Source organism: Fodinibius salipaludis (assembly GCF_002287075.1).
Classification (GTDB): domain Bacteria; phylum Bacteroidota; class Rhodothermia; order Balneolales; family Balneolaceae; genus Fodinibius; species Fodinibius salipaludis.
The window spans coordinates 1-13986 of the sequence record NZ_NSKE01000014.1 but is presented as its reverse complement, the minus strand read 5'-3'; the positions used below and the strand labels follow the sequence as shown (position 1 = coordinate 13986).

Annotated in this window: 14 protein-coding genes; 8 read left to right on the top strand and 6 right to left on the bottom strand. The window is 42.3% G+C overall.

Translation table 11 applies throughout. The features are described from left to right. Positions 1-74: 74 nt before the first annotated feature. Positions 75-3290 (top strand): WD40/YVTN/BNR-like repeat-containing protein, encoded by a 3216-nt coding sequence (locus CK503_RS15220; RefSeq protein ID WP_217988432.1) that lies wholly within the window; start codon positions 75-77, stop codon positions 3288-3290. Between the two features lie 25 nt (positions 3291-3315). Here the strand turns inward: CK503_RS15220 and CK503_RS15215 are convergent, their stop codons facing one another. Both CK503_RS15215 and CK503_RS15210 read right to left on the bottom strand, forming a co-directional pair. After that, positions 3316-4236 (bottom strand): mechanosensitive ion channel family protein, encoded by a 921-nt coding sequence (locus CK503_RS15215; RefSeq protein ID WP_095607694.1) that lies wholly within the window; start codon positions 4234-4236, stop codon positions 3316-3318. A gap of 108 nt (positions 4237-4344) precedes the next feature. Continuing rightward, positions 4345-5709 (bottom strand): alkaline phosphatase D family protein, encoded by a 1365-nt coding sequence (locus CK503_RS15210; protein ID WP_095607693.1) that lies wholly within the window; start codon positions 5707-5709, stop codon positions 4345-4347. Positions 5710-5869: 160 nt separating this feature from the next. On the opposite strand from CK503_RS15210, the gene CK503_RS15205 reads away from it, so the two are divergent. Then, positions 5870-6430, top strand: coding sequence for an adenylate kinase (locus tag CK503_RS15205; RefSeq protein ID WP_095607692.1), 561 nt, complete (start codon positions 5870-5872; stop codon positions 6428-6430). Between the two features lie 176 nt (positions 6431-6606). Here the strand turns inward: CK503_RS15205 and CK503_RS15200 are convergent, their stop codons facing one another. After that, the gene (locus CK503_RS15200; protein ID WP_095607691.1) at positions 6607-7512 is read right to left on the bottom strand and encodes an alkaline phosphatase family protein; all 906 of its coding nucleotides are present in this window, start codon (positions 7510-7512) and stop codon (positions 6607-6609) included. A gap of 129 nt (positions 7513-7641) precedes the next feature. Beyond that, the gene (dtd, locus tag CK503_RS15195) at positions 7642-8082 is read right to left on the bottom strand and encodes a D-aminoacyl-tRNA deacylase (RefSeq protein WP_095607690.1); all 441 of its coding nucleotides are present in this window, start codon (positions 8080-8082) and stop codon (positions 7642-7644) included. 453 nt (positions 8083-8535) lie between these two features. Here dtd and CK503_RS15190 point away from each other — a divergent pair, with 453 nt between their 5' ends. The 6 genes from CK503_RS15190 (at position 8536) to CK503_RS15165 (ending at position 12929) form a co-directional block, all read left to right on the top strand. Beyond that, complete coding sequence (locus CK503_RS15190) at positions 8536-9060, top strand: YfiT family bacillithiol transferase (RefSeq protein ID WP_095607689.1); 525 nt, start codon at positions 8536-8538, stop codon at positions 9058-9060. Further along, the gene (gene purM / locus CK503_RS15185) at positions 9060-10064 is read left to right on the top strand and encodes a phosphoribosylformylglycinamidine cyclo-ligase (RefSeq protein ID WP_095607688.1); all 1005 of its coding nucleotides are present in this window, start codon (positions 9060-9062) and stop codon (positions 10062-10064) included. The genes CK503_RS15190 and purM overlap by 1 nt, the downstream gene beginning before the upstream one ends. Positions 10065-10236: 172 nt before the next feature. After that, positions 10237-10533: a transposase gene (locus tag CK503_RS15180; RefSeq protein WP_095607687.1), complete on the top strand. Its 297-nt coding sequence runs from the start codon at positions 10237-10239 to the stop codon at positions 10531-10533. An 11-nt stretch (positions 10534-10544) separates the two neighbouring features. Then, positions 10545-11414 carry an IS3 family transposase gene (locus CK503_RS15175; protein ID WP_095607686.1) on the top strand — a complete coding sequence of 290 codons (870 nt, stop codon included), beginning with the start codon at positions 10545-10547 and terminating at the stop codon, positions 11412-11414. Between the two features lie 943 nt (positions 11415-12357). Continuing rightward, a complete protein-coding gene (locus CK503_RS15170) occupies positions 12358-12651 on the top strand; it encodes a type II toxin-antitoxin system Phd/YefM family antitoxin (RefSeq protein WP_095607685.1) in 294 nt (97 codons plus the stop codon). After that, positions 12642-12929, top strand: coding sequence for a type II toxin-antitoxin system RelE/ParE family toxin (locus CK503_RS15165; protein WP_095607684.1), 288 nt, complete (start codon positions 12642-12644; stop codon positions 12927-12929). Before CK503_RS15170 ends, CK503_RS15165 begins: the two co-directional genes overlap by 10 nt. 141 nt (positions 12930-13070) lie before the next feature. Here the strand turns inward: CK503_RS15165 and vapC are convergent, their stop codons facing one another. After that, on the bottom strand, positions 13071-13466 hold the full coding sequence (vapC, locus tag CK503_RS15160; RefSeq protein ID WP_095607683.1) for a type II toxin-antitoxin system VapC family toxin: 396 nt from the start codon (positions 13464-13466) through the stop codon (positions 13071-13073). Further along, complete coding sequence (locus CK503_RS15155; RefSeq protein ID WP_073067995.1) at positions 13463-13660, bottom strand: type II toxin-antitoxin system VapB family antitoxin; 198 nt, start codon at positions 13658-13660, stop codon at positions 13463-13465. Before CK503_RS15155 ends, vapC begins: the two co-directional genes overlap by 4 nt. Positions 13661-13986: the final 326 nt, after the last annotated feature.

Genomic DNA, 13986 nt, shown 5'->3' with positions numbered 1-13986 from the left:
AACGACACTCGCATTTTTTATACATTGCTTTTTCTACGATTGGATCAACTAATTTCAACACAAACCAGGGATATATGTTAAGACGCAATAAAAAATATAAATGGGCTATGGCAACTATTGTTGCTCTGCTTTTTATGGGGTTTTCTTTCTCTGCCGAGGCGCAACGCTTTGGTGGAACAGCTCAGGCCGAGGGCGTTAATGAAGTTTCATTTGAGGAACCCTATCTGCAAAATTTAGAATATCGAAATATTGGCCCTTTTAGAGGAGGCCGTTCGGTGGCCGTTACCGGTCATCCTGATCAACTGGATACCTATTACACCGGATTTACCGGCGGTGGTGTGTATAAGACGACCGATGGCGGGAAAAACTGGATAAACGTATCAGACGGTGATTTTAAAACGGGATCCGTAGGGGCACTAACAGCGGCGCCCTCCAACAGCAATGTTATTTACGCGGGCATGGGAGAAACCTGTATTCGTGGAAATATGGCGGCCGGTGACGGTATGTACAAGACCACTAATGGCGGAAAAACGTGGGATCATATTGGTCTGCCAGAATCACATTTTATCGGTGAAATTGCCGTACATCCCAAAGACGAAGATATTGTCTGGGTAGCGGTAATGGGACACGCATTTGGCACAGAAGGTAATGAAGAACGCGGCGTCTATAAAACTACCGATGGCGGTGAAAATTGGGAAAAAGTACTGTATCACAATCAATTTACAGGTGCTGTGGATGTCGAAGTTGATCCCACCAATCCCAATATATTATACGCTTCTCTTTGGGAAGCCTATCGCAATCCGTGGGAGATGTCGAGCGGTGGCGAAGGCAGTGGCCTATATAAAAGCACCGACGGCGGTGAAACATGGAATAATATTTCCGAACGTCCGGGTATGCCCAAAGGGCTTATGGGCAAGATTGGCGTAGCCATTTCTCCCGTTAATCCTGATCGTGTCTGGACGATTATTGAAAGCGATAATGGTGGAGTCTTTCGCTCTGATGACAGTGGTGAAACCTGGAACCGTGTAAACAGTGAACGAAATCTACGTCAACGTGCCTGGTACTATACACACATTGTTGCCGATACCGAGGACGAAGATGAAGTGTATGTACTGAATGTTGGATTTTATAAATCTACCGACGGTGGCGAATCTTTTGAAAGCATTAATACCCCACACGGTGATCACCACGACCTGTGGATCGATCCAAATAACGGAGACCGAATGGTCGTTGCCGATGACGGGGGCGGGCAGGTTTCCTATAATGATGGTCAAAGCTGGTCCTCGTACCGCAAGTATGCTACGGCACAGTTTTACCAAGTTATTACCGATAATGAATTCCCCTATCGAATTTATGGAGCCCAACAGGATAATAGTACCGTAGGTATTAAAAGCCGAACAGCCGACTATGGCATTGAAACGCGCGACTGGCATCCTGTGGCCGGTGGAGAAAGCGGTTATATTGCACCCGATCCCGAAAATCCCAATGTAACCTACGGCGGTAGTTACGGAGGATATTTTAATAAATTTAATGACTTTACCGATCAGAGCGACCGTATTGATGTGTGGCCCGATAACCCCATGGGCGCGGGTGCCAAGGATCTAAAATATCGCTTCCAGTGGACCTTTCCTATCTACATTTCACCTCATGATCCCGACATCTTATATGCGACATCACAGTTTGTTCACCGATCGGATAATGAGGGAATGAGCTGGGATACCATCAGCGAAGATTTAACGCGCAACGATAAGTCCAAGCAGGGTGAATCGGGCGGACCCATTACCAAGGATGATACCAGCGTTGAGTATTATAACACCATCTTTACCTTCGCGGAATCACCGGTAGAGCCCGGCGTTCTGTGGACCGGCGCTGATGACGGACTCATTCATATTAGTCGCGATAATGGCGACAACTGGACTGAAGTTACGCCTGAAGGTATGCCCGAAGCGATGGCCAGCATCATCGATCCATCGCCCCACGATGCCGGAACGGCCTACCTTGCGGCTACGCGTTATAAGTTCGACGACTTTCAGCCGATGCTTTATAAAACGGATGACTACGGCCAAAGCTGGACTAAAATTACAACTGGTATTCCCAGCAAAGATTTTACGCGCGTGATTCGTGAAGATCCTATTAAAGAAGGTCTCCTTTATGCGGGGACGGAAACGGGTGTGTACGTTTCCTTTAATGACGGGGAACTCTGGCAACCGCTTCAACTTAACTTGCCCGCTGTACCTATTACCGATTTAGCGGTGCATGAGCGTGACAAAGATTTGGTAGTGGCCACACAGGGTCGTTCATTTTGGGTACTGGATGATTTATCCATACTCCATCAGCTTGGTGACGAAATCACTCAATCCGACTACTACCTCTATCAGCCGGAAACAACCTATCTGTTTGGAAGCCACACCGAACCGGACCCCGGACAAACACTGGGCGAAAATCCAAAAGACGGAGTAGTGGTACACTACAATCTTAACAGTGAAATTTCCGACCAAGAAGTACAGCTGCAGTTTGCCGAATCAGATGGCGATGTTATTCGCACCTTCTCCAACCAAGAAGATTTAGATGGTGAAGAAGTAAAAGAGTCGGAAGAATTTCATGAAAAAGAACATGAGGTTCCCTCCGATGTACTAACCACCAAGCAGGGACAAAATACCTTTGTTTGGAATATGGAATATCCCGGAGCAACCGATCTCGATGGGCAACAAATTTTATGGTCCGGTTCTACGGATGGTCCTTCAGCCGTACCCGGCACATACGAAGTGCGCTTAATTGTTGATGATCAAACGATCATGAGCCAAAGCTTTGAAATCACCAAAGACCCACGCATTGATGTCACACAAGATGATTTTGAGGAGCAATTTGAGCTACATCAAACAATCATTAGCAAACTGGATACTACCCATAAAACTATCAACCGCATTCGAGAAATACGTGAAGAGTTGGATGGTATAAAGTCCGACTACGCCGGTAATGAAGACGTTCAAGAACGTGTTGATGCCATGCTAACAACGCTTTCGGATGTGGAAGGAGAATTAATGCAGACTAAAGCTGAGTCGTTCCAGGATGTGCTGAATTATCCCATTAAGCTGAACAACAAACTGGCTTCGCTGGCCAATACCGTTGCAACAGGCGACGGACGTCCAACGGAACAGCAATATGAAGTTTATGAGGATCTCGCAGCACAAGTAGATGCTCAGTTTGAACGCATAGAGCCTATTTTAGAGGGCGATGCGTCGAGCTTAATTGAGGAAATGGATAAAGAAGCTATTCCCATCGAAAACTAATCACAGTAAAACTCTTTGGTCATTTTCAGGTAGCATCACGAGAACTCGTGGTGCTGCCTTTTTTATTTTTCTCTCCACTATCAATAGGCAATTTAACTGAACTGCGCATGTGCAAGTCCCGCTGCGGAAATGGAATCACGATATTATATTTTCGGAAGGTCCGTACGATCGCCTGGTTGAGCTCATTACGAATTTTGGGATAGTCTTTAACATTGGGAATCCAAGAGCGCAGCTGCATATTCCAAGAGGAATCACCAAACTCTATAAGGTGTACTTCGGGTTCAGGATTTCTCATCACGTTGCTATTATTGGCAGCCACTTCATTAAGTGCTTTTAGAACGGTATCCAAATCTGAGTCGTACGAAACTCCTACATCTACATCCAACCGATACGTAGGATCTCCGTGTGAATAATTTATTACATCTTTAGATACAAACTCCGAATTAGGCACCACAATAGAAATGTTATTTACCGTCCGTACCATCGTAGATCGTATATTGATCTCAATAACATCGCCTTCAATTTCATTCACAACTACGCGGTCGCCCACGCTAATGGGTCGTTCAAATAGGATAATAAGTCCTGAAATAAAATTTGAGGTCACATTCTGCAGCCCAAAACCAATACCGACCGAAAGAAGTCCAAATATAACGGTAAGGCTACTAAGGTTGATCCCAACAAAATTAAAAGAGATCAACACCCCAATGGTGATGATAATATATTGGGTGATACGAGAAAGCGTATAACTCGTCCCCTCATCAATATGAAAACGCCTAAATATTTTACGATTTATCGCTCGACGAGCAAAGATCCCTACAACAATAAAGAAAGTAAGAAGCAGAAAAAATAGCAGGATAGAAGCCGTTGTAACCGGGACATCACTAATTGCAAATAGCTGAAAGTTTAAAACTTCCCGGATATAACTAAAAAACTCTTCCCAACTCATAGCCAATAGTTTGATTGATAAATATATAAATAGGGAGGTTGTCTCTATTAAACAACTACCTTATTGCAATATATGGTGAAAATGAATCAAAGTTCAGCTTAACAGCTATTATTTATTTTTTAGATCGTTTTCTGTGATAGTATAATCCCACAGCTTTTCTCCATCTGATCCATAAGTCTCCAAAACCAACCGACGATTATCTTCATCCCCTTTAATATACATCATCCCAAAGTTCTGATCGTCATAAACCAACGTTCCGTCCACCCGCTGGGGATTATCATATTCTTCGGATTCTTGCAAGTTTCCATACGTCCCGCTACTTAGCGGCGATGACGTAAATTCATAAATAGGATAATTGTCTTCCCGATCGGTCTTAAGCAGTTCCGTAAAATGTCTATCGCCCGACAAAAACAGCACACCCGGAATATCATGCTCATCTAAAAACTCCATAAGCTCCTCTTGCTCATGCGGATACGCTGTAAACGATTCATGGGTATTCATTTTATTAGTTGCCTGATTGCCTACGACAACAATTTTAAACGTAGCATTGCTTCCCACCAGGCTATCCTTTAGCCACTGTAGCTGCGCTTCCCCGAAGAATGCTTTGCCTTCTTTTTTAAAATTATTGGGCGCCCGATGATAGCGATTATCCATCAGAAAAAACTCCACATCGCTGTATTTATATTTGGTAAAAACCCCATCAGTTTCACTGGTTCCGTATCCTGGGTTCGCCCAGTATCGTTTAAAAATATCCAGCGTTTCTTCGCGCAAACGATACGAACGATCCGAATTATTGGGACCGTAATCATGATCATCCCACGTAGCTATATTGATAGCATTGGCCAGAAGCGGCTGCATTTCCGGTGTATTGCGCGCATCCTTAAAACGATAGTCCAATCTTTTCTTGGAATAGAAATCGGGTTCGCGGTAATAGACATTATCTCCCAGCCACAGCATCATATCCGGATGCTGATTATTGATGTGTTTTAGAATTTCAGTACTCTTTCCATAGGGCGTACCCGGTCGATCAAATTCGGAATCATTAATATAGAGGCACGATCCCATCGCTACCGAAAAATCAGGTGCCGGTTTGCGCCACTCCCAAAGCTGCTGGGTTGTAAACTTCATATCATACGGCAAGTTTACTTTTTGTCCATCTATCGTAAGCTCATACTGATACGTCGTCCCATAATCCAGGTCCGTCAGTTTAACTTGTGCAGTATTCGATTCCAGCGCTAAAGTTGAACTCCTAAAAACATGTTTGGGAGCATCCTCCTCTCCTTTTTTCCAATAAGTCAATTCAAAAGAGACCGGTTTCGTGGTTTGTATCCACAGGTTAGCCTCTTGCATTTCCACATAACCCAACATAGGGCCTGCTTCCAACAATGATTCGTTTTCCTGCGCCTGTACAAATCCGGCGATCAAGAAAAAGATCAACAGTGTAAGATATCGCCGTAAGGTATAAATGCTCATGAGTTTGGTAGTTAATTATGAATCAAGTTGATTTTCCAATATCCTATTTTATCAATACAAAAATAAAGGTTTATTTTAGGTCGGTTTTCGTTGAATATACTTGTTGATTACGGTATTTTCACCATCACTTAATTTAGAGTACTTAACCTAACCACATATTATGCGCATCATCATTTTCGGACCACCCGGTGCCGGCAAAGGAACACAGGCTAATCTCATCAGTGAAGAATACGATATTCCCCATCTCTCTACCGGTGAAATTTTTAGATCTGCTATTAAAAATGAAACGTCCCTTGGCAAAGAAGTAAAAGCTATTCTGGATGCCGGTGATTTGGTCCCCGACGAAAAAGTGGTGGGCCTGGTTGAAGAGGAGCTCAAAGACGACAAATATAGTGACGGTTATATTTTGGATGGGTTTCCACGCACTGTTCCCCAAGCCGAAGCCTATGATGCTATTTTGGATAAAAAAGGCAAAACTCTGGACGCCTTTCTACAGCTGGTAGTTCCAGAAGAAGAGTTGATTGATCGGATTTTAAGCCGGGGTGAAGGCCGCTCGGATGACTCTCCCGAAAAAATTAAAAATCGCTTGGCCGTTTATAGAGAGGAAACAGCGCCCGTACTTAATCACTACAAAAAACAGGATGCGGTTGAAACCATTGACGGTGTCGGCTCTATTGAAGAAATATTCGAAATAATTAAAGAAACGCTAAACAGCAAGTAATACTTCATACCATTTAAGTACATTTTAAAATCCCCTTTTAAAAATATTAAAAGGGGATTTTTCCAATTACCTCCGGGAAAGCTACTATACTCCAATCTTTTCCTCTTTACTTAAACTTCTTTCAGCCATACTGAATAGTATAACACAAATATAAATAGGATTTTATCATTAACTAATTAATTAGTTTTTTTAAAAAAAACTTCTAAAATCCCGGGTGTTACATCCATAATACTATCTGAAGCAAAAAAATAATTTGCCCCAGGCCCATACACAAAAAGCGGTACTTTATTAAAAGTGTGTGTTTTTGTAGACAGGTCTTCAACATTACCGTGATCACTGCTTAACACAATTGTTGTATTGGATGACTTATTGCGGATTAAATGCCACAAAAACCTATCATAAGTATTTAAAAATCCTTCTGCTTTATTCAATTCTTGACTATGCCCTGCTTTATCTGTTAAATAGTATTCATGCAGTAGCAGGTCATAGTTCTCTGATTGTTCCAATAGCCGATCAGCAGCCTGCTCCGGAGAAATTTCAGGCACATCAATATTCAGTTGCTCTCTCCACGCCTGTTGTGTTAACTCAGAAGTTAGTGCCGTGCCATTTTTAACTTCCTGAGTCGTATTCAATGCAATATCAGCACTTTTGGTCATAAGTGTTGTACAGCTCCAGCGATTCCGTTTTCGCGCTTTCTGAAAATAAATATCTGGGTAAGCATTTATAAAATTACAGCTTATTCCCTGCTGCTTTGCTTTAATAAACAGGCTCTGTTCTTTCAAAAAAGGTTTTATCCCCGAATGCGGAAAGGGTCCAAAGTGCTTTTCAATTTCTTTTGGCGCATTTTTTCCAGTAAACAAGGCCGTCTGACCAGTTCCGCTTTGGGGCAATCCTTCTACCCCGAGACGAGCATCTATAAATTTAAATAGATGGTTAGTTTCTGAGAGTTCGGTTGCTTTTTCAGAAAACTCTTGATCACCGGCCATGGCAGAAAAGCCCCGGTAGATTGATTGAGTAAAAGGATTTGCTTCATTGGCTTTTCCCAACCCAACGCCGTCTATAAATAGAAATATTACGGACATATTAGTTAAACTAACCAAATATTTATGTCATGCTGAATTTATTTCAGCATCTATACATAACTTTAAAGAAGAGATCCTGAAACAAAGCCTGTCCCGACACATCGGGGTTCAGGATGACACTTTGACTATTCACCGTTCCATGACCAGTGTAACCGGACCATCGTTATGGAGCTGCACATCCATATAAGCGCCAAACTGGCCGGTTTCAATATCCAGATCCGAATTTTTTTTAATGTAAGCAATCATATCCTCATATAATTTCTCTGCTTTATCCGGTTCGGCAGCCTCGAAATAACTGGGCCTATTTCCCTGCTCATAATCCCCATACAGGGTAAACTGCGGCACAACCAGGATCTCTCCTTCTACATCCTGAACAGATAAATTCATTTTCCCTTCTTTATCATCAAACACACGCAATTTCAATATTTTCTCGGCCAGCCATTCCATCTGTTCCTCAGTATCTTCTTCATGGACACCAACCAGCAACATTAGGCCGTGACCAATCGCACCAATACGCTCATTTTGCACAAAAATACTCGCTTCGGATACCCTTTGTAGTACTATCTTCATATCTAAGTCTGTTAATAACCCTGTGGATAAGTATGTGTATAACTTCTTCTTAAAATAGATCAACCAAAACCAACAAAATTTCTCCACAGCTTTCAACAACTGAATATTATTTTCCACAAGTTATAAAGTAGAAAAATCGTGTAGATAACATTTTCTACTTGACACCCATTCTATTGTAAATTGTGGAAAACTTAAAAATAATTCTGCTAAACAGTTGTTTTTATTAGGATTTTTATCCACAAAATAATCCACAATAGAAATTTGCCAACTAAAAATTTGTGTGTTAAAAAGTTATCCACTTATCCACAGTAACTACTATGTACTACAAATATTATTTATCTAATATTATTAAGGGTTTCCGGTGGATAATGTGGAGAAATATTTCTTAAAAACGATAGGCAAGTTGGCTATATTTATTTGAGTCAAAAAAATGAACCCAAATTGAACACTTTTATGGAAGAGCTTAAATATCCCATTGGTCGAGAGCAGATAAACAGCTCTCCATCTGCAAAAGAGATAGTTCAATGGATTGATGATATTCGAAGTCTTCCTGAAAAATTATCTGCAGCTGTTGCTCACTTTTCAGATAAACAACTGGATACACCATATCGAAAAGATGGTTGGACGGTCCGGCAGGTTGTCCATCACATTGCAGACAGCCACATCAATGGTTATACCCGGATTAAATTAACACTCACAGAAAGTAAACCGACGATAAAACCCTACCAACAGGAATCTTGGGCAGCATTATTAGATTCCTCTCTTCCCATTGAATCTTCGTTAAAACTAATTGATGGACTTCATAAGCGATGGAGTTATTTACTTACATCATTGAATAAAAAGCAGTTAAACAGGGAGTTAAATCATCCAGAATCCGGGACCATTGTAGTCAAGCATTTAATTGGCCATTATGCGTGGCATGGAAATCATCACTTAGCACATATAACTTCTTTAAAAAAGCGAAAAAACTGGACGTAATGAGTAAAAAGAAATTTACCTACAAAGATGCAGGCGTTGATATAGAAGCCGGAGAAGAAATGGTTGAATCCATAAAAGGCCTCGTTAAAGAAACCCACAGTGATGCCGTATTACACAATATCGGCGGATTTGGCGGATTCTTCCGTCCCGATTTAAGCAGCTACAATGATCCCGTTTTTGTCAGCAGTGTTGATGGCGTAGGCACCAAGTTAATTGTAGCTTTTAAGTCCGGAAAGTACGATACCGTGGGACAAGACCTGGTAAATCATTGTATAAATGATATTGCCGTTTGTGGAGCTGATCCCCTCTTCTTTCTGGATTATTTTTCGACCGGAAAATTAGAGAAAGATGTTGGTTACCAGGTTGTTAAAGGATTTTCCAAAGCCTGTAAAGAAAACGGCGTAGCACTTATAGGCGGGGAGACGGCCGAAATGCCCGATATTTACAGCGAGGGAGAATTTGACCTGGCGGGAAACATTGTGGGGATGGTTGATCGCAAAAAAGTTATTGACGGCTCCGATATTGAAAAGGGAAATATTCTTCTGGGATTTCCCAGTACCGGTCTGCATACCAATGGTTACTCATTAGCTCGTAAAGTGTTATTTTCTGAATATGAGGTTACCGATCACGTGGATGAATTGGGTACAACCGTAGGTGAGGCAATGTTGGCCGTACATAAATCATATCTACCCATTATTCGTAAATTACGGAACCTGAACAGTGTAAACGGCTTTTCTCATATTACGGGTGGTGGTATTATGGGGAATACAAAACGGGTAGTTCCGGAAAAACTAACTATTAAGTTAGATTGGAATGCATGGCAACGTCCCCCAATATTTGAACTTATTCAAGATCTGGGTAATGTACCGGAAGATGATATGCGAGCAACGTTCAACCTGGGTATCGGACTAATAGCTATTGTTGATCCAAATACAGCAGGTAAAGTAAAAGAAATTTCCGCCGAGATGGATGAAGAAATTATTGAGATGGGCGTGGTAGACTAAAGCCGGTAGGTTCTTTTAGTATAAATAAAATATATTATGCATAGATATTATGTGTATTAGCTTCACTCTAATTGATACACATAATATTACTAAAACCCCTGAACTTGCTACATTTTGGTGGACACCCAGTTAAGCCATAGATTGTCGCCGCAATTTATGACAAAAAACCATTATGAGTAAAAGACAAACCTACAGCAAACAGTTTAAACTGGACGTGATCCAGCAAAGTTACCAACGAGACAATATCCGCGAGTTGGCTGATGAGCTCGGCATTGATCCAGGGCTTATCTACGCTTGGCGATCGAAATATAAACAACAACCTCAGCAGGCCTTTCCGGGCAAAGGCATTCCCAGCCAGACGCCCGAAGAGAAGGAGCTGGCCGAGTTAAAAAAAGAACTTGCTGACGTGCGGATCGAGCGGGATATCCTAAAAAAGGCGATGGGCATCTTTACGAAGAAAAACAGGTAATCTACCAATTTATGGCCGAACACAAGAGCATATTTCCCATTGTAAAGATGTCCGAGGTATTCAAGGTACCCAGAAGCGGTTATTATAGCTGGATGACCCGGCCGCCCTCTGATCGCGCCAAAGAGAACCAGCGTTTGACGAGACGAATTAAGCAGGTCTGGCTAGATTCCGGCAAGACGTATGGTAGTCCTCGCATTCACCAGCAACTGCTGCGGGACGGCGAAACAGCAAGTCGCCCGAGAGTAGCACGGCTAATGAAGAAGGAGGGCATACAAAGTCAGATTCGCCCGAAATGGGTCACGACCACCGATTCGAAACATTCCTTGCCGGTGGCCCCGAACCGATTAGATCAGGAGTTTTCCACCAGCCGATTAGGCCAGGTGTGGGTAAGCGACATCACCTATATTCCCAGCACCCAAGGTTGGTTATACCTAACGACGATCATGGATCTGGCTGATCGCCAGATTCTGGGATGGTCGCTCTCGGAAGGTATGAGTGCGGATGAGACCATTATTCCGGCCTGGAAAGCCGCCTGCCAAAAGCGGACTATCGAGAAGGAGCTGATCTTCCACTCCGACCGAGGTATTCAGTATTGCTGCCAAGAGTTTAGCAGCCGACTGGCCGCCCGGCCACTGGTCCGCCAAAGCATGAGCCGCAAAGGCAACTGCTGGGATAATGCTCCGGCCGAGAGCTTCTTTAAAACCTTTAAAGCAGAACTGCCGATAGAACCGAAGCACTATAATTATAACAAACTGCGGCAGGTAATATTCAACTTTATTGAGATCTGGTATAACCGCCAGCGCTTGCATTCTACGCTGGACTACTGCACGCCGGCGGAAATGCAGGATTATTTAACCCAACAACAAGAACTGGCTGCATGATCTGGCTTAACTCACTGTCCATTTTTTTGTAGCAATTCCACACCTCCTAAATCATCTAATCTGGCTTATTGCATATTATGTATACAATAGATAGTATTTGAGATGTATGTATAAGTATAGGTTAGTTTGCCCGCCGGCCTTCACGGTCTGTCAATAAAGGCTGTTTCGGCTGTAAAAATATCCATTTTTCAGCCGCTTCTGGGTTGCCTTTTCCACTATTCAATTTGCCTTAAAGCTATCTTCCTTTCCGAAAATCCTATTTCACATTTTGTTCTGGCCGGTCGGGGCTAAATCATCTTACGTCCGCTGTGTTCTTCCGTTGTTTTTATCAAAGCCGTTGCTGGTTCTACATCTTCAGCCCCAAACTAACCCGGCGCTATCAGCGGACAGGCCTCGCCCTTTCTTGCTCGCTTCCTATTTATTAGTTACTCTTTCATTTGTTAACTAATTCGATATTCCAGCGCCTGCAGCTGTAGCGCAATGTCGTTAGTTTGCCCGCCGGCCTTCGCGGTTTGTCAATAAAGGCTGTTTCGGCTGTAAAAATATCCATTTTTCAGCCTATTCTGGGTTGCCTTTTCCACAATGCAATCTGCCTCATCGTTCTTTTCCTTTCCGAAAATCCTATTTCCCGTTTTGTCCTGGCCGGTCGGGGCTAAATCATCTTGCTTCCGCTGTTTCCTTCCGTCGTTTTTATCACAAATCTTGCTGGCTCCACTCCTTTCGCCCCAAACTAACCCGCGCTATCAGCGGACAGGTCTCGCCATCTCCTTGCCTCCCTTCCATTTATTAGTTACTCTTTCTTTTGTAAATAAATTCAACATTCGGCGCCTGCAGCTGTAGCGCTAATCGTTAGCACAACTTTGTTTTCACTTCTTCTCATTGTATTCCAATCATTTTTAGCGTATCTTTATTGTACGTTTAAAAATAATTTAATAGTAACATTATGTCTGCTATACGTCTTGAATTAGACCAGGATATTCAACCTGTTTCTGAGTTCCGAAAAAATGCAGCCAGTTTTATCGATCGGATTCAGAAAGAGAAACGGTCGATTGTCCTTACCCAACATGGAAAAAGTGCAGCTGTTTTGGTTGATGTTTCAGAATACCAACGAATGGTTGATAAATTGGATAAAATGGAAGATTTGCTAGAAGCTGAGCGCCAAATTGCTCGTGGGGAGGTCTTTTCTCACGAAGAAGCAAAAGAGAAAATTAAGGAAAACTTGGCCAAATGGAAGTAATCTGGACCAAGCAAGCCATTCGAATGGTCAATGAATTTGTCGATTATATTGCCCAAGATGATTATGAGACTGCCGAGCAGTGGGCTTTAGAACTCATGAGGCAAACCGATAAACTGGCTGAACATCCAAGAATTGGTAGAGTCGTTCCAGAATACAACGAAGAGACGCTTCGAGAATTGATTGTGGGAAATTACCGACTGCCCTATCGAATAAAGGAAAAGGGTATTTATATTGAAGCGGTTTGGCATGTTCGTCAAATTCCTCCCCAAAAAGAGTAGAAGTTGTGCTAACCAGCGCATTAAACGGACACGCCTCGCCAAGTCTTTGCCGCTCTTGGTTTTAAGTCTCATCTTTCGTTAGTTGCTAATTCAACATTTTATCGCGTGCAGCTTATGCGCAATGGCGTTAGCCGTACAAAATCAATCAGTGTAAATCTGCAATGGTAGTTGAATTGCTATTTGGTCGAAATCTTTATCATTGTGTAGCAGCTCCACTTCATGTTCGATACACCAACTTCCGATGAGCATATCTACAGTTTTGCGAATGGTTACGCCTTTTGATCGAAGAAAACGAAAATTCGATGCCGCTTTTATTGCCAATGATTTTCCCCCAAGGTGAACACAGTCTAACGGCTCAAGAGCTTGTTTGGTTAATCTGAACTCTTTATCACTATCAAAACCTTGTAGAATTTCAGTGAGAATAATGTCTCCCAAGAGAACTGATTGCTCGGAAAGGATTCGGTCAAGGCTTTCGGTTTGTTTATTTTCTACGCCGTTGAAATAATCAATCCATACGCTGGTATCTACTAAAATCACTTCTCGTCAGTCCTCATATCCTCTAAATCACCTTTCCAGTGCAATTTCCCGCGCAAGTCTTTGATATTTTCTTGCTTTTTGCGCTGGACTAGCAATTTCAAGCCTTCTTCCACAGCATCTTTTTTCGTTTTTAATCGACTCACCTTCAAGGCTTCATCCATCAAGTCGTCATCGATCACTACATTCGTTCGCATAATTGTACTGATTTAGTTAATGTGTATTTTTTATTAATCTATACACATAACTGTTAAATTCCTAACTTTATTGTACACCTAACCCGCGCATTAACGCGTTTATGCATTAGAAAGTCAACTCACTCCGTACTTCTCCTTTGGTCCTATTTGAGCGATTGCTAGGACACCTGCTATTGGATAATTTCGTACTACTTTTGACTCCATTTCTCCATCCCCGATGTACGAGATTGCTTTTGTAAGAGGACATGAATCTTGTCCAGGCGTTTATCTGAGACTGTTTTCCTTCGCGTGGAAACGTCTAATGTCTTATCTGGCTTAGTATTCAA

Excerpts from the sequence above, each read along its gene's own strand:
- CK503_RS15210 (WP_095607693.1), bottom strand. The coding sequence starts at position 5,709 with ATGAGCATTTATACCTTACGGCGATATCTTACACTGTTGATCTTTTTC.
- CK503_RS15220 (WP_217988432.1), top strand. The coding sequence starts at position 75 with ATGTTAAGACGCAATAAAAAATATAAATGGGCTATGGCAACTATTGTT.
- CK503_RS15180 (WP_095607687.1), top strand. The coding sequence starts at position 10,237 with ATGAGTAAAAGACAAACCTACAGCAAACAGTTTAAACTGGACGTGATC.
- CK503_RS15155 (WP_073067995.1), bottom strand. The coding sequence starts at position 13,660 with ATGCGAACGAATGTAGTGATCGATGACGACTTGATGGATGAAGCCTTG.
- CK503_RS15205 (WP_095607692.1), top strand. The coding sequence starts at position 5,870 with ATGCGCATCATCATTTTCGGACCACCCGGTGCCGGCAAAGGAACACAG.
- CK503_RS15170 (WP_095607685.1), top strand. The coding sequence starts at position 12,358 with ATGTCTGCTATACGTCTTGAATTAGACCAGGATATTCAACCTGTTTCT.
- CK503_RS15190 (WP_095607689.1), top strand. The coding sequence starts at position 8,536 with ATGGAAGAGCTTAAATATCCCATTGGTCGAGAGCAGATAAACAGCTCT.
- CK503_RS15215 (WP_095607694.1), bottom strand. The coding sequence starts at position 4,236 with ATGAGTTGGGAAGAGTTTTTTAGTTATATCCGGGAAGTTTTAAACTTT.
- CK503_RS15200 (WP_095607691.1), bottom strand. The coding sequence starts at position 7,512 with ATGTCCGTAATATTTCTATTTATAGACGGCGTTGGGTTGGGAAAAGCC.
- CK503_RS15165 (WP_095607684.1), top strand. The coding sequence starts at position 12,642 with ATGGAAGTAATCTGGACCAAGCAAGCCATTCGAATGGTCAATGAATTT.
- CK503_RS15175 (WP_095607686.1), top strand. The coding sequence starts at position 10,545 with ATGGCCGAACACAAGAGCATATTTCCCATTGTAAAGATGTCCGAGGTA.
- purM (WP_095607688.1), top strand. The coding sequence starts at position 9,060 with ATGAGTAAAAAGAAATTTACCTACAAAGATGCAGGCGTTGATATAGAA.
- dtd (WP_095607690.1), bottom strand. The coding sequence starts at position 8,082 with ATGAAGATAGTACTACAAAGGGTATCCGAAGCGAGTATTTTTGTGCAA.